At 69.8% G+C, this 19,287-nt stretch carries 24 protein-coding genes; 13 read left to right on the top strand and 11 right to left on the bottom strand.

The annotated features are described in order from the left end of the window. The first annotated feature begins 2 nt into the window (after nt 1-2). Nucleotides 3-1,010 (top strand): sugar phosphate isomerase/epimerase family protein, encoded by a 1,008-nt coding sequence (locus Nocox_RS35810; protein WP_020544114.1) that lies wholly within the window; start codon nt 3-5, stop codon nt 1,008-1,010. 46 nt (nt 1,011-1,056) lie between these two features. On the opposite strand, the gene Nocox_RS35805 is transcribed toward Nocox_RS35810, so the two are convergent. The 3 genes from Nocox_RS35805 to Nocox_RS35795 are packed head-to-tail and all read right to left on the bottom strand — an operon-like array spanning nt 1,057 to nt 2,808. Then, entirely contained in the window at nt 1,057-2,142 is a 1,086-nt protein-coding gene (locus Nocox_RS35805) for a Zn-dependent alcohol dehydrogenase (protein ID WP_020544113.1), read from the bottom strand. A 25-nt stretch (nt 2,143-2,167) separates the two neighbouring features. Further along, nucleotides 2,168-2,359: a ferredoxin gene (locus Nocox_RS35800; RefSeq protein WP_020544112.1), complete on the bottom strand. Its 192-nt coding sequence runs from the start codon at nt 2,357-2,359 to the stop codon at nt 2,168-2,170. After that, a complete protein-coding gene (locus Nocox_RS35795; RefSeq protein WP_026214524.1) occupies nt 2,356-2,808 on the bottom strand; it encodes a pyridoxamine 5'-phosphate oxidase family protein in 453 nt (150 codons plus the stop codon). Before Nocox_RS35795 ends, Nocox_RS35800 begins: the two co-directional genes overlap by 4 nt. A gap of 85 nt (nt 2,809-2,893) precedes the next feature. Between Nocox_RS35795 and Nocox_RS35790 the strand changes: the two genes are divergently transcribed. Next, nucleotides 2,894-3,523 (top strand): class I SAM-dependent methyltransferase, encoded by a 630-nt coding sequence (locus Nocox_RS35790; protein ID WP_026214523.1) that lies wholly within the window; start codon nt 2,894-2,896, stop codon nt 3,521-3,523. A gap of 34 nt (nt 3,524-3,557) precedes the next feature. Here Nocox_RS35790 and Nocox_RS35785 read toward each other — a convergent pair whose 3' ends face one another. The 4 genes from Nocox_RS35785 to Nocox_RS35770 all read right to left on the bottom strand — a co-directional run bounded on the left by Nocox_RS35785 (nt 3,558) and on the right by Nocox_RS35770 (nt 7,733). Then, on the bottom strand, nt 3,558-4,562 hold the full coding sequence (locus Nocox_RS35785) for a DUF1702 family protein (RefSeq protein ID WP_246649660.1): 1,005 nt from the start codon (nt 4,560-4,562) through the stop codon (nt 3,558-3,560). Between the two features lie 110 nt (nt 4,563-4,672). Next, entirely contained in the window at nt 4,673-5,740 is a 1,068-nt protein-coding gene (locus Nocox_RS35780; RefSeq protein WP_033409435.1) for a glycoside hydrolase family 15 protein, read from the bottom strand. Next, complete coding sequence (locus Nocox_RS35775) at nt 5,737-6,447, bottom strand: class I SAM-dependent methyltransferase (protein WP_020544107.1); 711 nt, start codon at nt 6,445-6,447, stop codon at nt 5,737-5,739. Before Nocox_RS35775 ends, Nocox_RS35780 begins: the two co-directional genes overlap by 4 nt. A 41-nt stretch (nt 6,448-6,488) precedes the next feature. Beyond that, nucleotides 6,489-7,733, bottom strand: coding sequence for a glycosyltransferase family 4 protein (locus Nocox_RS35770; protein WP_020544106.1), 1,245 nt, complete (start codon nt 7,731-7,733; stop codon nt 6,489-6,491). Nucleotides 7,734-7,972: 239 nt separating this feature from the next. Between Nocox_RS35770 and Nocox_RS35765 the strand changes: the two genes are divergently transcribed. Continuing rightward, nucleotides 7,973-9,001, top strand: a complete 1,029-nt coding sequence (locus Nocox_RS35765; RefSeq protein ID WP_020544105.1) for a GDP-mannose 4,6-dehydratase — start codon at nt 7,973-7,975, stop codon at nt 8,999-9,001. On the opposite strand, the gene Nocox_RS35760 is transcribed toward Nocox_RS35765, so the two are convergent. Next, entirely contained in the window at nt 8,998-9,840 is an 843-nt protein-coding gene (locus Nocox_RS35760) for an AraC family transcriptional regulator (protein WP_020544104.1), read from the bottom strand. The two genes, Nocox_RS35765 and Nocox_RS35760, sit on opposite strands and share 4 nt — an antisense overlap. A gap of 57 nt (nt 9,841-9,897) precedes the next feature. Between Nocox_RS35760 and Nocox_RS35755 the strand changes: the two genes are divergently transcribed. The 10 genes from Nocox_RS35755 to Nocox_RS35710 all read left to right on the top strand — a co-directional run bounded on the left by Nocox_RS35755 (nt 9,898) and on the right by Nocox_RS35710 (nt 15,239). Next, complete coding sequence (locus Nocox_RS35755; protein WP_020544103.1) at nt 9,898-10,509, top strand: winged helix-turn-helix domain-containing protein; 612 nt, start codon at nt 9,898-9,900, stop codon at nt 10,507-10,509. Continuing rightward, nucleotides 10,484-11,359 carry an SRPBCC family protein gene (locus Nocox_RS35750; protein WP_020544102.1) on the top strand — a complete coding sequence of 292 codons (876 nt, stop codon included), beginning with the start codon at nt 10,484-10,486 and terminating at the stop codon, nt 11,357-11,359. Before Nocox_RS35755 ends, Nocox_RS35750 begins: the two co-directional genes overlap by 26 nt. Before the next feature lie 65 nt (nt 11,360-11,424). Further along, complete coding sequence (locus Nocox_RS35745; protein ID WP_020544101.1) at nt 11,425-11,835, top strand: DUF2000 domain-containing protein; 411 nt, start codon at nt 11,425-11,427, stop codon at nt 11,833-11,835. A 528-nt stretch (nt 11,836-12,363) separates the two neighbouring features. Then, nucleotides 12,364-12,576, top strand: a complete 213-nt coding sequence (locus Nocox_RS35740; RefSeq protein WP_026214521.1) for a hypothetical protein — start codon at nt 12,364-12,366, stop codon at nt 12,574-12,576. Continuing rightward, nucleotides 12,573-12,779 (top strand): hypothetical protein, encoded by a 207-nt coding sequence (locus tag Nocox_RS35735; RefSeq protein WP_020544099.1) that lies wholly within the window; start codon nt 12,573-12,575, stop codon nt 12,777-12,779. The genes Nocox_RS35740 and Nocox_RS35735 overlap by 4 nt, the downstream gene beginning before the upstream one ends. 147 nt (nt 12,780-12,926) lie before the next feature. Continuing rightward, a complete protein-coding gene (locus tag Nocox_RS35730) occupies nt 12,927-14,141 on the top strand; it encodes a helix-turn-helix domain-containing protein (RefSeq protein ID WP_020544098.1) in 1,215 nt (404 codons plus the stop codon). Between the two features lie 60 nt (nt 14,142-14,201). Further along, nucleotides 14,202-14,501, top strand: a complete 300-nt coding sequence (locus Nocox_RS35725) for a hypothetical protein (RefSeq protein WP_020544097.1) — start codon at nt 14,202-14,204, stop codon at nt 14,499-14,501. Further along, on the top strand, nt 14,498-14,719 hold the full coding sequence (locus Nocox_RS35720; RefSeq protein WP_020544096.1) for a hypothetical protein: 222 nt from the start codon (nt 14,498-14,500) through the stop codon (nt 14,717-14,719). The genes Nocox_RS35725 and Nocox_RS35720 overlap by 4 nt, the downstream gene beginning before the upstream one ends. Continuing rightward, nucleotides 14,716-15,096: a hypothetical protein gene (locus Nocox_RS35715; RefSeq protein WP_020544095.1), complete on the top strand. Its 381-nt coding sequence runs from the start codon at nt 14,716-14,718 to the stop codon at nt 15,094-15,096. The genes Nocox_RS35720 and Nocox_RS35715 overlap by 4 nt, the downstream gene beginning before the upstream one ends. Continuing rightward, nucleotides 15,093-15,239: a hypothetical protein gene (locus tag Nocox_RS35710; RefSeq protein ID WP_020544094.1), complete on the top strand. Its 147-nt coding sequence runs from the start codon at nt 15,093-15,095 to the stop codon at nt 15,237-15,239. Before Nocox_RS35715 ends, Nocox_RS35710 begins: the two co-directional genes overlap by 4 nt. 382 nt (nt 15,240-15,621) lie before the next feature. On the opposite strand, the gene Nocox_RS35705 is transcribed toward Nocox_RS35710, so the two are convergent. From Nocox_RS35705 to Nocox_RS35695, 3 genes are all read right to left on the bottom strand, one after another. After that, complete coding sequence (locus Nocox_RS35705; protein ID WP_020544093.1) at nt 15,622-16,278, bottom strand: L-2-amino-thiazoline-4-carboxylic acid hydrolase; 657 nt, start codon at nt 16,276-16,278, stop codon at nt 15,622-15,624. Between the two features lie 426 nt (nt 16,279-16,704). After that, nucleotides 16,705-17,775: a Fic family protein gene (locus Nocox_RS35700; protein ID WP_051112594.1), complete on the bottom strand. Its 1,071-nt coding sequence runs from the start codon at nt 17,773-17,775 to the stop codon at nt 16,705-16,707. A 264-nt stretch (nt 17,776-18,039) separates the two neighbouring features. Then, complete coding sequence (locus Nocox_RS35695; protein WP_020544090.1) at nt 18,040-19,224, bottom strand: cytochrome P450; 1,185 nt, start codon at nt 19,222-19,224, stop codon at nt 18,040-18,042. Nucleotides 19,225-19,287: the final 63 nt, after the last annotated feature.

Below are 19,287 nucleotides of genomic sequence, written 5' to 3'. Positions count from 1 at the left end.
CGATGACCCGACCAGTCACGCTGTTCACCGGGCAGTGGGCGGACCTGCCGTTCGAGGAGGTGTGCCGGCTCGCGGCCGAGTGGGGCTACGACGGGCTGGAGATCGCCTGCTCGGGCGACCACTTCGAGGTGGACAAGGCGATCGCCGACCCGTCGTACGTCGAGCAGAAGCGCGCCCAGCTCGACAAGCACGGCCTGAAGATGTGGACGATCTCCAACCACCTGGTGGGCCAGGCCGTCTGCGACAACCCGATCGACGAGCGGCACAAGGGCATCCTGCCGGCCCGCATCTGGGGCGAGGGCGACCCCGAGTCGGTGCGTCAGGCGGCGGCCGAGGAGATGAAGGACACGGCGCGGGCCGCCGCGCTGCTCGGCGTGGACACGGTGGTGGGTTTCACCGGCTCGTCCATCTGGCACACGGTCGCGATGTTCCCGCCGGTGCCGGCCTCGGTGATCGACGCCGGCTACCAGGACTTCGCCGACCGCTGGAACCCGATCCTCGACGTCTTCGACGAGGTCGGCGTGCGCTTCGCCCACGAGGTGCACCCGAGCGAGATCGCCTACGACTACTACACGACGGTCCGGGCGCTGGAGGCGGTCGGCAACCGGCCGGCGTTCGGGCTCAACTGGGACCCGTCGCACATGGTGTGGCAGGACATCGACCCGGTGAACTTCATCCTCGACTTCAAGGACCGCATCTACCACGTCGACTGCAAGGACACCCGGATGCGCGTCGGCGACGGCCGCCGCGGCCGGCTGTCGTCGCACCTGGCCTGGGCCGACATGCGGCGCGGCTGGGACTTCGTCTCGACCGGGCGCGGCGACGTGCCCTGGGAGGACTGTTTCCGGGCGCTCAACGCGATCGGCTACGACGGGCCGATCTCCGTCGAGTGGGAGGACGCCGGCATGGACCGGCTGGACGGCGCGCGTGAGGCGGTGGGCTACATCCGTACGCTCAACTCCATCACGCCGCCGGCCACCGCCTTCGACGCGGCCTTCTCGACCGAGTGACGTCGCTGGTCCCGCCGGTGCGCCGGCGGGACCAAGCGCTCGTCCGTCAGTCGACCAGGACGATCTGGCGCAGCACCTCGCCGCCGCGCAGCGCCGCCACGGCGTCGTTGAGGTCGGTGAGCCGGATCCTGGCGCTGATCATCGAGTCGAGGTCCAGCTTGCCGGCCTGGTAGAGCTTGGCGAAGTACGGGAAGTCGTGCCGCACGTCGGACTCGCCGTACAGGCTGGAGTGCAGGTGCTTGCCCTCGAAGAGCAGGCTGAAGGCCGAGACCGACCACATGTCGTCCATCGCGCCCGCGCCGACCACGATCACGTCGCCGCCGCGCCGGGTGATCTGCCAGGCCGTCTGGACGGTGGCGGCCTTGCCGACGACCTCGAAGCCGTAGTCGAAGCCGGCGCCCCCGGTCAGCTCGTTGATCGCGTCGGGGACCTGGTCGGGCGTCACGGCGTGGGTGGCGCCGACCTTCTTGGCCAGCTCGTGCTTGGACTCCAGCGGGTCCACGGCGAGGATCGTCCTGGCGCCGGAGACACGGGCGCCCTGGATGACCGACAGGCCGACGCCGCCGCAGCCGATCACCGCGACCGTGGAGCCGGGGCGCACCTTGGCGGTGTTGATCGCCGCGCCCACGCCGGTCGTGATGCCGCAGCCGATGAGGGCCGCCGCCTCCCACGACACCTCCGGGTCGATCTTGATCGCGCCCTGCCAGGGCACGATGATCTCCTCGGCCCAGGTGCCGCAGCCCGCCATCCCGAACGCCGTCGTGTCGCCGCCCAGCCGGAACCGGCCGTTGCTGAACGACTCGATCATGAACTTGGTGCACAGGTAGGGCTGCCCGCCCAGGCACAGGTCGCAGGCGTGGCAGGCGGGCGACCAGTTGATGACGACGTGGTCGCCGGGCTGGAGGTTGTCGACGTGCTCGCCCACTTCGACCACCTCGCCCGCCCCTTCGTGGCCGGGGACGAGCGGCACGGGCTGCGGCAGCACCCCGGACATGGCGGACAGGTCCGAATGGCAGACGCCGGTGGCCTTGATCCGTACGCGCACGTCCGCCGGGCCCACGGGCGCCAGCGTGACATCGTCGCGGATCTCCAGCTTGTCGTTGCCTACGGCGGTCAGGATTGCGGCACGCATGGGGCGTTCCTCCTCGGCGGTGGACCTATTCCTCGATGGAGAGGGCGGCTTTGGGGCAGGAGCGGACCGCGTGTCGGACGCGGTCGTGCAGCTCGGGGGGTGGCTCAGGGAGCAGGATGTGGAGCTGGTCGTCGTCGTCGACGTCGAAGACCTCCGGCGCGAGGCCCATGCAGACGGCGTTGGCCTCGCAGACCAGCTCGTCCACCTTCACCTTCATGACAGCCTCCTGTGGTCCCATGAGACCACTTTGGTGCGTTCGACGACGTACGCGATCCGCTTGCGGCCGGTCTGCTCGACGTACGGGCGGAGCAGGTCGTCGGCGACCCCGGGGGTCATGCGGCGGGCGACCAGCATGCCGATGTCCATGATCCGGTCGGGGTCGTCGATCCGCTCGGCCTTGCCGTACAGCAGGACGCCGCGGAGCTCGGCGTAGTCGTCACCGGCCTCGATGAGGCAGCTCACACGGGGGTCGCGGGACAGGTTGCGGGCCTTCTGGGCCTTGCCGTACGTCCAGAAGGCGATGCGGCCGTCGTCGAGGCCGTAGAACATCGTCACCAGGTGGGGCGTGCCGTCGGGGTTGATCGTCGCGAGCTGCAGCTTGCGCGAGCCCTCCAGGAGGGCGGCCACTTCCTCGTCCGACATCGCGATGCGAGCGCGCTGATTCACCTGGCCAGTAGAACAGGTTCCAGAAGTGGGCTGCAAGAGGCTCCTGGAATGTTGTTCGGTTCGGCTAGGGTGGCCTTCCATGTCGATGCCGCCGGAGCTGCTCCACGCAGCCAAGCACGCCAAGGGGTTCATGCCGCTCGCCGAAGGGCTGGCCCTGTACGAAGCGGCCCGTCAGTACGGCGCGCTCGGCCCGATCTGCGAGATCGGCACCTACTGCGGCAAGTCCGCCGTCTACCTCGGCGCCGCCGCCCGCGAGACCGGCTCCGTCGTCGTCACGGTCGACCATCACCGCGGCTCGGAGGAGATCCAGCCCGGCTGGGCCCACCACGACCCCACCCTCGTGGACCCCCGCTTCGGCAAGATGGACTCCCTGCCGACCTTCCGCGCCACGATCGCCTCGGCGGGCCTGGAGGAGGAGGTCATCGCGATCGTCGGCCGCTCCGAGCGCGTGGCCGCCCTGTGGAACACGACGCTCGGCATGCTGTTCATCGACGGCGGACACTCCGAGGAGCCGGTCACCCGCGACTACGAGGGCTGGGCGCCGCACGTACGTGAGGGCGGCGCGCTGGTCTTCCACGACATCTATCCCGATCCCGCAGACGGCGGCCAGGCGCCCTACCGGGTCTACCTGCGGGCGCTGGAGTCCGGAGCGTTCCAGGAGAAGTCCGTGGAGGGCTCGCTGCGCGTGCTGGAGCGCGTCGCGCCCGGCATCTGACCTCTCCGCATGGCGCCGGCCCGTCCGGGCCCGCTCAGGCGCTCTGGCGGCGCCGGGTGCGGGTCCACGAGTGGCGGATCCGCGCCTGCCAGCCGCGGAAGTCGTCGTGCGTGCGGGCCTCGTGGCCGAGCTCGATGAGCGCCTGGTCGGTCCACGACGCCGCCTCCTCGGCCTCGGCGCCCACCAGGACGGCCGCCGCCTGCCCCGTGTGCTCGGGCAGCGCGCCCGAGCACAGCCGGGCGGCCACCGCGAGGGCGCACCCCTGCGCCAGGTGGGCGCGGAAGCCGTCGGCCGAGGCGTGCTCGGCCAGCCAGCGCAGCTCCTCGGGCTCGGCCCCGCCCGTGTACGCCGCCGCGAACCCCGCCCCGCTCCACAGGTCCGCCCGCCGCACGGCGGGGAACCCGGCGATCCTGGCCGCCACGTCGTCGGGCGCGGCGCAGTCGTGGTACCACAGCAGCCGGCCCAGCCCCTGGTCGAAGGCCGCGCAGTGGGCCCGGGTCAGCAGGTCGGGCATGACCCGCTCGCCCACCAGCTGGTCGGTCCTGGCGAGGGAGCGCTGGAAGCCGAAGCCGTCCACCGCCAGCCAGCGCAGCAGCGGGTGGGCCAGGCGCGCGCCGCGTACCGGCCGCAGCCGCAGCAGCGCGTAACCGCGCCCGGCCCCCAGGTAGGCGGCGTGGCGGTGGTGCCGGGCGGGGCCGGCGAGCAGCTCGTGAAGGCGCCGGCCCCGCGAGAGCGTGAGCAGGTCGAGAACGGTGCAGGCGGCGGCCGCCCCCTCGTAGCCGAAGGGCCGCCGGTCCGCGGGAACCTCCTCGACCTTCTCCACTTCTTTCGACATCACCGCATTGAAGCCGAAAATGTATGACTTCTCGGCTTCCGAGAAGACCGTCCGAGCCGGTCCGGGCCTGAGCCGGAACCTCCGCCGGCTCAGATCGGACTCCAGCGGATCCTTGGTCAGGAACCTGCGCAGTCTCTTCGCCGACGTCAGTGTCGGCTCGATCCCGGCCTGGTCCAAGAACGAAGTTGTGCCCGTGTCGCCCACGCTTCCCCCGAAGACGCCTCGTACGGCCACTCACGAAGCTAGTGAGCCGATGCGGCCTTCACCGGCGGCGCACCGGAGACCGGAGGCAAAGAAGCGGCAAAAGCGCTTGCCTAGGGAGGCTCCCGCTCGGCCCCCTGCGGGGGGACGCGGATGCCGGCCGCGCAGCCGCACACGTCAGGATCGAACGTCGCCGTACGCTCCACGTCGCGGAACAACCCCGAGCCGGGGGAGAGCCCCATGAGCGCGTCGGCCGCCAGGACCACCGCCGCCGCCGTGTAACCGGAGCGCTCGTGCGGGAAGTGCTTGCGGTTGACGAACTGCCAGCCCGTCCAGTACGAGCCGTCCTCGTGCCGCAGGTGCTGCATGTCCGAGAAGAGCCGCGCGGCCCGCTCGCGGTCGCCGAGCGCGTCCAGCGCCAGCACCAGCTCGCACGTCTCCGCCCCGGTCACCCACGGCTGGTCGGAGACGCACCGGATGCCGAGCCCCGGCACCACGAACGTCGCCCACTCCCGCTCCAGCAGCTCGGCCGCCTCCCGCCCGCGCACCGCCCCGCCCAGCACCGGGTAGTACCAGTCCATCGAGAACCGGCTCTTGTCGGCGAACGCCTCAGGATGGGCGCCCAGCACGTGCGCCAGCCGGTCGGCGGCCAGCTCCCAGTGCGGCTGCGGATCGTCCAGAAGGTCGCCAAGCAGCACCCCGCAGCGCAGCCCCTGGTGGATGGAGGAGCAGCCGGTGAGCAGCGCGTACGACGAGGGCCTGCCCCGCGCGTCACGTTCCCAGACGATCTCGCCGCGCTCGGTCTGCAGCCCCGACACGTAGTCGAGCGCCGCCTTGACCATGGGCCAGGACTCCTCGGTGAAGCCCCGGTCGCCGGTCACGAGATGGTGGTGCCAGACGCCGACCGCGACGTAGGCGGCGTGGTTGGTCTCCCCGCCGAGCTCCACGCCCGCGCCGTCCACCAGCTTCATCGGCCACGAGCCGTCGGCGCGCTGGTGCCGGGCCAGGTAGGCGTAACCGCGCCGCACCGGCTCACCGAGGCCCGCGACGGACATCGCCATCAGGCACTCGACGTGGTTCCACGCGTCCACGTGCCCCTCCGGCCACGGGACGCCGCCGTCCTCCTGCTGCAGCGCGGCGATGCTCTCGGCCGTCCGCACGACCTCCGCTCGGGAGATCATGGCTTTTTGACGTAGAGGACCACGCTCTTGCCGATGATCGGGTTGAGCACGGCCTCGGCGATCCGGGTGGCGGCGGGGCGCTTCATGATGTCCCAGACCAGCAGCTCGTGGTACGCCTTCGCGAGCGGGTGGTCGTCGTTGTTCACGCCGACCGCGCACTTGATCCACCAGTAGGGGGAGTGCAGCCCGTGCGCGTGGTGGTGCGGGCCGATCTCGAAGCCCGTGGCCTTGAGCTTGGCCGACAGCTCGGCGAGCGTGTAGATGCGGACGTGGCCGCCCGGCGCGGTGTGGTACGCCTCGTCCAGCGCCCAGCAGATGCGCTCGGGCAGGAAGCTCGGCACGGTGATCGCGGCGGTGCCGCCCGGCCTGAGCACGCGGAAGATCTCGGCCATGGCCGCCATGTCGTCGGGGATGTGCTCCAGCACCTCGGCCGCGATCACCCGGTCGAAGCTGCCGTCCTCGAACGGCATGTCCAGCGCCGTGCCCTGGACGGTGCGGCCGCTCGCGTCCGGGGGCACCTCGCCCGCCTTGTCCATCGCCGCGAACATGTTGGCGACGTTGTCCAGCTCCGCCTGGTCCATGTCGAAGGCGATCACGTCCGCCCCGCGACGTAGCACCTCGAAGGCGTGCCGGCCGCCGCCGCAGCCCAGGTCGAGCACGCGCACGCCGGGGCCGACGGGCAGCCGGGCGAAGTCGACGGTCAGCACTGGTGGTCTCTCCTCGCGATCTGATCGGGTGGGGGTGGAAGTCAGGGCCGGTGCGCGGCGATGGCCTCGTGGTACGCCTCGACCGTGCGCTTGGCCACGACGTGCCAGGTGTAGCGCTCCATAACGCGGTCGTAGCCCGCCCTGCCCACCCGCTCGCGTTCCTCGGGTGAGTCGTGCAGGCGGCGCAGCGCGGCGGCCAGCTCCTCGGCGTCGCCGGGCGGCACCTGGACGGCCGCGTCGCCGACGACCTCGGGCAGCGCCCCGGTGCGGCTGGCGATCAGCGGGGTGCCGCAGGCCATGTGCTCGACGGCGGGCAGCGAGAATCCCTCGTACAGGGACGGCACGACGGAGATCTCCGAGGTGGCGATCAGCTCGCCCAGCTCGTCGTCGGAGATGCCGTGCACGAAGCGGACCCGCTCCTGCAGCGACAGCTCCTGGACGAGCTGCTCGGTGGGGCCGCCCGGCGTGGGCTTGCTGACGACGGTGAGGTTGACGTCGCGCTCGGTGGACAGCTTGGCGACCGCCCGCAGCAGCGTGGCCACGCCCTTCATGGGGGAGTCTGCGCTCGCCACGGCCACGATCGAGCCCTTGCGCTTCGGCTTGTCCGGGCGCGGATGGAAGTAGCGGGTGTCCACGCCGAGCGGGATCAGCCGCAGGTTGGCCTGGGGGACGTTGAAGTCGCGGTGGATGTCGGCGAGCGAGGACTCGCTGACGGTCAGGATCGGGCTGAGCCGGGGCGCGACGCGCGACTGCATCTTCACGAAGCCGTACCAGCGGCGCATCGTGAGTTTCTTCACACCCTTGGCGGCCTCCAGCTCGATGCGGCGGTCCACGCTGATGGGGTGGTGGATGGTGCCGACCACCGGGAACAGCTTCTGGATGCCGAGCAGTCCGTAGCCGAGGGTCTGGTTGTCCTGGACCACGTCGAAGTCGCCGACCCGCTTCCGCAGCTCGCGCAGGGCGCGCAGGGTGAACGTGAGCGGCTCGGGGAATCCGGCGGTCCACATCGTGCCGACTTCCAGCAGGTCGATCCAGTCGCGGTACTCGTGCAGCTTCGGGGTGCGGAACGGGTCCTCGTCGCGGTAGAGGTCGAGGCTGGGCACCTCGCGCAGGATGACGCCCTCGTCCAGCTCGGGGTAGGGCGGGCCGGAGAACACCTCGACGTGATGTCCGAGCGCGACCAGCTCGCGGCTCAGGTGGCGGAGGTAGACACCCTGGCCGCCACAGGTGGGCTTGCTGCGGTAGGACAGCAGCGCGATCCGCAGCGTTCGCTCCCGCACGGACACCCCTTTCTCCGCCGGTAGGCGCCTGAGATCATTGAATGTGACCTTAGCCCGAGAAGGCTACCATTCGGTAGGTCACCGAGAATTGCTCACATTCGTCCCCGCAGGCCGTGCGACATGCGACGTTGCGGTAACCGAACGTGGTTCTGTGGAACACGTTCTAGGTCGGCTGCTGCTCTTTCCCGGTGCATAGCTGTACATTCCGTCCCAACGGGATTGCGTAACGCGAAGTTGGAGGACCCTTGGCCAGGCGCGCTCTGATCACCGGCATCACCGGCCAGGACGGTTCCTATCTGGCGGAGCACCTGCTGGAGCAGGGGTACGAGGTCTGGGGCCTCGCCCGCGGGCAGGCCAACCCCCGGGTCTCCCGGATCCGCAGGCTGCTGTCGGACGTCCAGGTCGTCCGCGGCGACCTCCTCGACCAGGGGTCGCTCATCTCCGCCGTGGAGCGGGTGCAGCCCGACGAGGTCTACAACCTGGGCGCGATCTCGTTCGTGCCGATGTCCTGGGAGCAGGCCGAGCTCACCGCCGAGGTCACCGGGATGGGCGTGCTGCGCGTGCTGGAGGCGATCCGGGTGTGCTCGGGCGTCTCGCGCGGCGGCGCCTCGGCGGCCTCCGGGCAGATCCGCTTCTACCAGGCGTCGTCGTCCGAGATGTTCGGCCAGGTCAGCGAGACCCCGCAGAACGAGCGCACCGCCTTCCACCCGCGTTCGCCCTACGGCGTGGCCAAGGCGTACGGGCACTTCCTCACCCAGAACTACCGCGAGTCGTACGGCATGTTCGCCGTCTCCGGGATCCTCTTCAACCACGAGTCGCCGCGGCGCGGCGTCGAGTTCGTCACCAGGAAGGTCTCGCTCGGCGTCGCCAGGATCAAGCTCGGGCTCGCCTCCGAGCTGCGGCTCGGCAACCTGGAGGCCAGGCGCGACTGGGGGTACGCCGGCGACTACGTCAAGGCCATGCACCTCATGCTGCGGGCCGACCGGCCCGAGGACTACGTGATCGGCACCGGGCGGATGAAGTCGGTGCGCGAGCTGGCCGAGGCCGCCTTCACCGCCGCCGGGCTCGACTGGGAGCGGTACGTCGTCACCGACCAGACCCTGCACCGGCCGGCCGAGGTGGACCTGCTCTGCGCCGACCCGAAGAAGGCGCGCAACCAGCTCGGCTGGGAGCCGACGGTGTCGTTCGACGAGCTGGTGGCCACGATGGTCGAGGCCGATCTGAAGCTGCTCACCGACGGCGGCGACCCCGAGCAGGACGGCTCCTGGCCCTAGGACTCCCCGGCCTCCCGGTAGGCGCCGGGGGTCAGCCCGAAACAGCGGACGAACCAGCGGGTCAGGTGGCTCTGGTCGGCGAAGCCCGTGGCCGCCGCGGCCTCGCCGATCGGGACGCCGTCCGCGATCAGCGTACGGGCCCGGCGCAGCCGGAGCAGGCGCTGGTAGTCGCTGGGCGGCATGCCGTAGCGCGCCACGAAGGCCCGGTACACCGCGAACCTGCTGCCGCCCGTCGCCCGCGCCAGCTCCTCGGCGGTCGGGTCGTCGAGCAGGTGGTCCTCCAGGAATCCGCGCGCCCGCGCGGCCACCGCCGCTGACGTCCCGCGGGCCTTCGGCGGGTCCGGCGGGGCTTGCGTCGCCGCGGCCCTCACCAGGCGGGTGACCGTGACCGCGAGAAGCTCGTCGCGGCGCAGGGCCGTCGCGGCCGGGTCCAGGAGCGCCCGGTGGAAGGCGCGCAGCGCGCCCGCCGCCGCCGCGTCCGCCACCAGCGGGGCGGCGAACAGGGGGAGCGGCGACCTGCGGCCCGTCGCGTCCGCCAGCGCCTCCGACACCAGGGCGGGGCCGATGTGCACGATCCGGTAGGTGAAGCCGAGCGCGTCGGCGGCGTGCCCGTCGTGCGGGTCGTCCGGGTTGAACGCCATCACCATGCCGGCCGCGCTCGTGTGCGCCGCGCCGCGGCAGGTGAACGACTGGGCGCCGGTCTCCGTCACGCCGAAGGAGTAGGTGTCGTGGCTGTGGCGGTGGTAGACGTGCCGTTCGAAGTGGGCGTACATGGCCTCCAGCGGCCGCCGCCGCCCGGCCCGCCAGTAACGCGCCCAGTCCCCTCCCACGCCCTCCATTCTCCCCCGCGTCCCCTATTGACAAGGAACATTTTTACGTAAAGGATGTTTTTTGCGATGAGAGACGTCCTGTACCTGGAAGCCATCGAGCAGGCCGAGGCACTGCTCAAACCGCAGCGCGTCGAGGTGCTGCGGCAACTCGCCGAGCCTCGCACCTGCTCGGAGGTCGCCGTAGCCCTGGGCCAGACGCCGCAGCGCGTCTACTACCACGTGAAACGCCTGGTCGAGGCGGGCCTCGTCGACCAGGTCGCCGAGCGCAAGGTCCGGGGGATCTCCGAGGGGATCTACCAGGCCGGCGCGCGGTCGTACTGGCTGTCGCCACGGCTGGTCGGCCGCATCGGCGGCCTGCGGCGGGCCCGCGACGAGCTCAGCCTCGGCTACCTGCTGGACCTCATGGAGGAGGTGCAGGAGGACATCGCGGCGCTCGACCGCACCGCGCCCGAACTGCCCTCCGTCGGCCTGTCCGGCGAGATCCACGTACGGGCCGAGCAGCGCGGGCAGTTCCTCGCCGAGCTGCAGACGATGCTGCAGGACCTGTTCACCCGGTACGGCGGCGCCGAGGGCGACGCCTTCAAGCTCGCCGTGGCCTGCTACCCGAAGACCCAAGAACCCAAGACCGACGACCGTCGAGGAGACGATGACGATGACCGACGACCTGCGGACGCCTGAGCCCACCGACCCCGCCCCCATGACGCTGGTCGCCCGCATCCCGGCCCCGATCGCGCGGGTCCGCGAGGCGCTGACCGACCCCGCCGACATGCGCGTCTGGCTGGCCGAGCAGGCCGAGGCGGACCTGCCCGCCGGCCGCTACGCCTTCTGGGGCCCCACCACGCCCGAGGGCGACGCGCCCCACCAGCGGTTACTGCACGCCGACGAGCGCACCGTGCGCTTCGCCTGGCTCCTGGACGGCGAGGAGACCACCACCGAGTTCGCCCTTGAGCCCGACGGTCCCGACGCCACGCTCGTCACGCTGTCCCAGACCCACTTCGACTTCCAGGACGTCATCACCGGCAAGAGCATCAGGGGCGTGCTGCAAACGTACTGGTGCCTGATCCTCGCCAACCTGGCCGAGCACCTGGAGGGGCGCGCGCTGACGCCGCGCGTCGACTTCACCTCGCCCGAGCTGCGCGCCGAGGCCGTCGTCGACGCCTCGCCGGCGGAGGTGTTCGCCTCGCTGATCGACAGCGAGGCGGTGACGAAGTGGTTCGGGTTCCCGATCGAGATCGAGCCGTACGTGGGCGGGCGCTTCGCCATGGGCGGCCTGGCCAACGACCCGAGCCCGGCCAAGGTGCTGGAGCTGGTGCCCGGGCGTACGTTCTCGCTCGACTGGGGCGACGGTGGCGTCGGGACGTGGGAGCTGGAGGGCAGCGGCGGGCGTACCCGGCTGACGCTGGTGCAGAGCGGGTTCGACGCCGCGCGGCCGCCGTACGCGGCGTGGGGCGGGATCGTGGCGGGGCTGGCGGAGCTGCGCCGCTACCACGAGGTGCCGGACTGGCGCCCGATCCTGGAGTCGGCGTAGCTCCTGGGCTCGGGTCGCACGAGCGTACAAGACGGCAGGCCCCTGGCCGGGGATGCTCAGGGGCCATGCGTTTCGATACGAAGATCGCCATCGTGGTACGCGACGACCTGGCCGTCTGGCAGCGACTCAACGTGACCGCCTTCCTGGCGAGCGCGGTGGCGGGCGGGGTGCCGGAGACCATGGGGGAGCCGTACGGGGACGGGTCGGGCGTCGCGTACCTGCCGATGTTCCGCCAGCCGGTGCTGGTGTACGAGGGCGGGCTCGCGCAACTGCGCGGGATCCGCGAGAAGGCGATCGGGCGGGGGATGGACGTGGCCGTCTACATCGAGGAGATGTTCAAGACGGGCCACGACGCGGACAACCGGGCGGCGGTGCGGGCCGTGGCGAGCGACGAGCTGCTGCTGGTCGGCCTGGCCGTCCACGGCCCCCGCAACGCCGTGGACAAAACCTTGAAGGGCCTCACCCTGCACCCCTGACCGCGGGGTTGTCCCCAGAACCCCGCTCGGCCGCTCGCCCGTACGCCGCCTTCACCATCCTGACCACTTGACATCCTCCCCCTCGTAAACGAGGGGGATTCCCACGGTCACCCGTGAGGGTTCCTGCTTCACTGCCGGTCGCCCGCCAGGAAGGGCTTCCCTTGAGGTCTTACACCAGCTCCACAGGCGTTTCAGCTCTCCGCCAGCCCGGCGGCGAGGATGTTTCTGATCATTCGGCAGGTGGCTTGGTTGTCGCCACCGTCGAACACAATACCGAACCGTGCGGTGTCGTGCGGCGTTTCGACGGCGGTCCGCCTGGCGGCGGATCGCCTGCCCCTGCCCTGCTCCGCAGGGGTCTGATTCCTCCCCCGCCTGACGGCGGTTTCCTCGGAGGTATCCGATGACCCACCCCCACCCACGCTCTCGCCCCCCGAAATCCCTCTGACCAACCGGATCCGCCGAATAACCCAAGCCATCCTCAGCCTCGCCGACCGCGGAGCCGCCTCCCCGAGGGAGAGCTGGCTCCGCGTGATCCTCGTCGAGGGCGGCCTCCCCAGACCCTCCACCCAGCTCAGGGTCGACCTGGGCGACGACCACCACGCCTACCTCGACCTGGGCTGGGAGGCGTTCAAGGTCGCCGTCGAGTACGACGGCCAGGAACACCACACCACACCTCACCCACCGACCGCCAACGCGACACGGACCGCCGCGAAGAGCTCCGCCGGCGCGGCTGGCGCATGATCGCCGTACGCCGTGACGTCATCCCCGGCCAGATCGCCGACCTCCTTGACCACGTCGCGAACGCCCTGATCGAACGCGGCTGGCGCCCCGGCCCCGAAACCACGACCCGCATCCTCCACAACATCCGCGCCGCCTGCCGCCGCCCCCACTACCGCACCTCCCAAGGCCGCAGACGCCGCCGCCGAAACCCCGACACCTGGTAACGACAGGGATCACCCGGCGTACGCGGGGGGCATTCCTCGCGGGGCTCTCTGCTGTCCCTGCCTGCCATCGATGAACCCCGACGCCTGGTACGGCAGAAGCCCGGCACCGTAGCCTGAGAGTGCCGACCATCAGGAGGTGCGGGGCTTATGTACGACGAGGCCACCATCGGCACCCGACTACGAGCCCTACGCAAATGGCGACGCATGACCCTCGTGGAACTCGCCGGCCAAGCAGGCATGAGCAAAAGCCACCTGTCCAGCATCGAGCGTGGCCTCGCCGCACTGGACCGCCGCTCCTACATAGCCGGCCTCGCGCAAGCGCTCAAAGTGTCGGAGACCGACATCGTGGGCGGCCCCCATCTGACCCGCGACCCGCTGCAGTCGACCCCGCACGCGTACATCTCGCCCTTGAGGGACGCTCTGGAGTCGAACGGCGTGTACCGGAGTCCCGTCGTCGACCGGGCCCGCCCTCTGCCTGACCTGACGCAGCTCATGGCAGGCGCGATCGAGCGGAGCCGGCGCAGGTACGACTACATTGAGGTCGGCCAACTGCTGCCCGGCCTGATCGACGACCTCCACTTCCACGTGGCCACGGGCGACGAGCAGGCGCAACGCCTCGCCCTGGAAACCCTTGTCGAGGCGTACATGTGCGCGGCCGGTATGGCGCGCACGCTCGCGCATCCCGATCTCGGCCACATCGCGGCGATGCGCGCGGACGAGGTGGCCATACGGCTCGGAGACCCCGTCACCCGGGGCAAGGTCGCGTTCTCCCTGATCCGGCCGAGCGCCAGCAACTGGAGTCGCGTCAAGACGCTGGCCGAACGGGCCGTAGACGAGCTCGAACCTCATGCGCGCGACAGCGAGGCGCTGCAGGTGCTAGGGATGCTGACGCTGAACGCGGCGCCGGCGTGCGCCGCGACTTACAACGGCCGCGCGGCCGAGGACTGGCTGTGTGCAGCCGAGGAGTTGGCCGCCCGTCTGCCTGACGACATGGCGGCCAACTGGCAGGCGTTCTGCGCCACGAACGTAGCGGCCTGGCGGGTCGCCGTCGCTGTTGAGTATGGGGAGTCCGGCCAGGCGGTGGCGCGCAAGGCCGCGGCCGTCGAGGACGCCAAGCTTGTCGTGCATCCGGCACGCCGCGCCGGCTTCTATGCCGAGGTCGGGCGTGGTCTGGCGCGGGATCACAAGATGCGGGACGAGGCGATCGTGTGGCTGCGCCAGGCCGAGACGATCGCGCCTCAGCGGTTCCGCAACGATGCCAAGGTCCGTGAGACGGTGGCGGTGATGGCGGAGCAGGCCAGAGTCAACGCTGTTGGGCGTGAGATCCGAGGGCTGGCCGCGCGGTTGGGCATCCCCCACTAGGTCTATCCAATTCCACTCCAGTGGAATTGTCGTGGCAGCGCACGCTTACTGTCCGTGACTATGACTACTGAGATTCGCACGGCTCCGGCCCTCACCAGCCGGGACCAACTCGACATCCTCAGGGCGGAGCTGGAGCGGCGGGGATGGATCGCCCGCCTACGCGGCTCCACGGCCTTCCCGACGCTCCAGGTCTGCAACCCGCACGACCGCGGCTTCCACGACACGATCGTTTACCAGCCCCTCGGCCCCACCCGCGCCGCCTACTGCTGGCAGTGGGGGACCGAGATCGCCCCCGCCGCCCACATCAGCCAGGCCGCCGACACGATCATGCACGTCCTGCAGGGGGTTCCCGCACGATGACCAGCACCCCAGATGCCGGCTGCATCGCCACCGACTGCACCACAGGCTCCCTCGCCGACGCCCTCACCAAGCGCATCGCCACCCAGGCAGCCAACTACAGCCGCGCCATCCGCGCCGGCTGCGCCCACGACCCCACCGAGGTCGCCTCCCTTCTGGCCGAGGTCAGAGCCCTGCATGACGAGCTAACCGGCGGCCAGACGACGGGCACGACCCCGTGAAGCAGGGGTGGGCGCTGCGCGGAGCGCCCGAGAGCGTACGCCTGCGGTGGCCGTCCGCGATCAACTGGACATGGCTGTCCCCCTACCGCCTGCGCGGCGAGGGCCACAGCGGCAAGACCATCTACCTGGTCGTCGTCGATCCCTACAACGAGCAGCGCGTGGCAGGCCAAGACATCCCTCACTATCGGGCGGCCGACCGGGCGTACGTGAGCGAGACCTACGGCCTGCTACGTCTGCAACTCGCCGTGGACATCGCCGCCCGCCTCGCCTGCGCTGACGGCGCGCCGATCCGGGCCGAGCACAGCGCGCTGACGTGCCGCGCCTGCGGCAGGCTCTGGGACACCCACGACGGCCTCGGCTTGGAGGCCGTCGGGTGACCGCTGATCAAGCGCCGGCCGATGCGACGGCGGAGCTGGCTCAGCAGGTGTCGGACGGCCTGCTCGACCTCGGCGAGTACTACGCGGACGTGTCCCGTCACGCGGCCCAACTCGTCGCGGACGAGCGCGCGAGGTCCACGTAATTAAGCCCCCTGTGCATGACCGTGCATAAGACACGTTGCTGACGGGACGGTCCCCGCGTGCGCAGGGAGCACAAGGAGTACCCCAGCAAGATCGAGACGTTCCGGGGACCATCCCCGCGTGCGCGGGGAGCACTCTCGCTGACCTGCGCGTTTATCGGACGCGGAGGCTGTTTTTGAGCACTTTCATGGGGTCGGGCATTTTGGACATGTCAAGCGGCCGTGGAAGTGGCACGCCACCCACCTGTTGCAGTAGCGACTGCACATGAGTGTCGCACGGCATCTGGCCTGCGTACGTGTTCGGTACGACCAGTCGCAGCAGATCAGACGCCGCCGTTGGACACATGAGTAGGCCCTCGACCGGCGTTTCCACCGGTCACGCCCGCTACTCGATGATGCGGTCGAAGTGGAACGGGCAGTGGGTGCCGCCCATGCCGATCGTGGTGCGGCGCTCGAAGCGGAAGCCGTGTCTGCGCGGCTCGATGGCCTCGATCCAGTTGGCGTCGAACGCGCACATGGCCGGGGTCAGCTCCGGCGCCCCGTTCGCGACCAGGACGTCGTGGTAGAAGCACCGGCGCACGTCGAGGTGATAGCGCTCGCCGTCGTCCACGGGCCGCTCGAAGACGAACCCCTTTCCGAACGCGTGCTCCTCCCGCGACTTGCTCGTCTCCACCATGGCACGGAAGGCGTCCGGCGCCTGGTCCAGCATCGCCCGGGTGCCTTCTTTCATGGCGTCCCTGAGCGGTTCGACGAACGCCGCCTGGACGGCGGCGATGGCCTGTTGCCTGCCCAGCCTGGGCCGGAGGAGCTCATAGGCGGCGACCAGTGCCAGGGTCAGGCGCAGGTTGTGCCGCGCGGGCTCGTCAACGATCCGGGACCGGTTGGACGCTTCGAGCTCGTCCTGACGAGCCCGCATGGCGGCCGTGAGGTCGGCGTCCGTCGTGGCCAGACGGTCGTAGAACGTGTCCAGGAGCAGCGTGGTGTCGTGATCGGGGTCGGGGACGTAGTCGCCGCCGGCGAGCCCGAACTGGTCGGTGGACATGATGGTCGGTCCTTTCGGTGTACGGGCTCGGCGCGTACACGACCAGGACCCCGCGCGGAGGCGTGACCGGCCGTGCTCGCGACCGAGCGAGCACGCCAGCGCACTCCACCGACCGACCGGGCGCTGACTAGCTGTGTGTGATGTTTCGGACGAAGTCTGGCATGGCCGCGACGATCACGTCCACCTGCCTGCCTAGCTGACGGTGACCGGGAGTTCCTTGATGCCGTTGATGAAGTTGGAGCGGACGCCGCGGCGGGCCAGTTGTCCGAAGAGGACCCGGAGTTCGAGTTTGACCAGGTGGTTGTCCAGGCAGAAGTGAGCGCCCCGTTGCCTAAGCCGATGTGCAGGTTCGGGTCGCCACACGTCCGGGACCTAACCTCGCTTACCACCCCAGGCGATCTCACTGATTTGAGCTCTGTACAGGCTCTAGGAGGCTGGTGGCCCGGAGGGAGAGTCGTCGCCAGGATGAGTTTTCCGAGGTTTGGTGGGCCTATGCCTGGACGCTCGGTACGCATCGACCCACTTGCGGGAAGATCTCCACACGCCATCGGGGCCCTGAACCGAGTTGAGGCGCCCTCGCTGGGCGGCCTGGCGTAGAGCGTGGATGCTGAACTCCTCGTCGACCAGTGCGGCGAGGGGCACAAGCCTGGCGGGGCCGGCGACGTTGGGGACGATGAAGCGGTTGAGGTTGTCTTCCATAGCGCGAGCGATGAGTTCCCCCAACGCTCCGTAGTCGCCGGCATCAGCTCGGCGGAGGGCGGTGAGGTAGCTCTCGCGCTGCTTCTTCAAGACGATGATCGGTGGGTAGCCGAGACGTACCAGGATGAGGTTGAGCACAAGGCGACCGGTACGTCCATTGCCGTCGATGAACGGATGGATGCGCTCAAAGGAGTTGTGGATCTTAGCGAGTTCCTCCGGCAGCGGGTGGCCGATGTCCTCCTTGGCCTCCAGCTTCCTGCCCAGCTCGCAGACATCGTCTGCCCATCCCTGGATCTCGCCAGGGACGAGCGTCCAGGAAGGCGGCGTCATCCCCTCTGTGAATGGGTGGATGTCGTGTTCGCGGAAGTTCCCGGGTCCCTCGCGGTCAGAGGCCTCGGGGTGCGGTTCGATGTCCCAGACAGGGGTCATGGCCGTGTGGTGGATGTGGCGTAGCTCGTTGAGGCTGAGCAAATGCCCGTCATTCCACACCTCGGGTTCCAGCGCTTGACCGTAGACCCATTTGGCGGCGTCCGCGTAGCCCTTGACCTCGTTGTACTCGCGGAGGGGCTTGGCACCCACTGCTCGTCCTTGGTCGAGCAGTGCCTGCACCTCCTTGAGCACCAGGGTGTTGCCTTCCAGCGCGGTGGAGTGATGGGCCTCGAGGTGCCAGATGTCGGACCAGATCTCTTGGGCTTCAGTAGGGCTGGGCAGACCGCCGAGGCGCTGGTTGAGCTCCTGGATGGCACGGTCGAGTCGTTCGTAGACTGTGGCCCGGCTCGGACGACCTCTCCCTGCCACTGAATCCCCTGTGTAGACGCTGATTCCGAAGTTTGATAAGCCAATCCTAGACCCAATTGAACTAATCAAACTCGGCGCTCGATGACGCACAACACGGCCGGCGCTCTTCTCCGGAGAGGCCCCGAGAGTCGCCGGGGCTTGCTTACCACCTGCTCCCTGATGTGTGTGGAGGATGGGCTGCGGGGAGCCATCGGCAAGCAGCACGAGCGGGCCCTTGACCGTCGCTTTCTCTGGCCAAGGGCGCCGGCTGCAGCTCGGAGCGGGTCAGCTGATGGTGACCGGGAGTTCCTTGATGCCGTTGATGAAGTTGGAGCGGAGGCGGCTGGCCGGGCCGGACTGGGCGAGGCGGGGGCGGCGGCGGGCCAGTTGTTCGAACAGGACCCGGAGTTCGAGCTTGGCCAGGTGGTTGCCGAGGCAGAAGTGGGCGCCCCCGCCGCCGAAGCCGATGTGCGGGTTCGGGGTGCGGCCGATGTCGAAGACCTCGGGGTCCGGGAAGACGGAGGCGTCGCGGTTGGCGGAGCCGTAGAAGACGACGACCTTGTCCTCGGCCTTGATGGGCTGACCGCCGAGCACCTGGTCGCGGGTGGAGGTGCGGCGGAAGAGGTTGACGGGGGAGACCCAGCGGACGATCTCGTCGGCGGCGGTCCTGGCCAGGGTGGGGTCGGCGACGAGGCGGTCCCACTGGTCCGAGTGGTCGAAGAGGGCGAGCATGCCGCCGGAGGCCGCGTTACGGGTGGTCTCGTTGCCGGCGACGATCAGCAGGAGGACGAACAGGTCGAACTCGTTCTCGTCGAGGGTCTCGCCGTTCTCGTCGGGCTGCAGGAGCTTGGTGACGATGTCGTTCCTGGGGTTGGCCTTGCGCCGCGCCGCGAGTTCGTTGGCGTAGGCGTAGACCTCCATGGCGGCGTTGGAGCCCTGGGCCGGGTCGTCGGCGTAGTCGGGGTCCTGGGCGCCGATCATGCGGTTGGACCAGGCGAAGAGCTTGTCGCGGTCGGAGACGGGCGCACCGAGCAGCTCGCAGATGACGTAGAGGGGCAGGGGGGCGGCGACCTCGGTGACGAAGTCGATCTCGCCGGTGCACTTGTCGAGGAGGTCGTCGCAGATGTCGCGGATGTGTTCTTCGAGGGCGTTGATGGTGCGCGGGGTGAAGCCGCGGTTGACCAGGGAACGGCGCCGGGTGTGCTCCGGCGGGTCCTGGTTGAGCATCATGAGCCGCTGGAGGGCGATCTGCTCCTCCTCCAGCTCCTCGAAGAGCGCCAGCCTGCGGTGGGAGGAGAAGAGGTCGGAGTGGCGCGAGACGTGGACAACGTCGTCATAGCGCGTGACGGCCCAGAATCCCGGCTCGCCGTCGTGCCAGTGGACGGGGGAGTTGGCGCGCAGCCAGGCGAACTGCTCGTGCGGTGGTCCAGCGGTCGCGTAGCGGTCCCTGTCGACGAGGTCGATGTGCACCCGGCTCACCCTCTTGATCAAGCGCTTGGTTAAGTTCGGTACTGGAACGTGTTCTATTACGTG

The sequence above is a fragment of the Nonomuraea coxensis DSM 45129 genome, assembly GCF_019397265.1.
Classification (GTDB): domain Bacteria; phylum Actinomycetota; class Actinomycetes; order Streptosporangiales; family Streptosporangiaceae; genus Nonomuraea; species Nonomuraea coxensis.
This window is presented reverse-complemented; position numbering and strand designations above follow the sequence as displayed.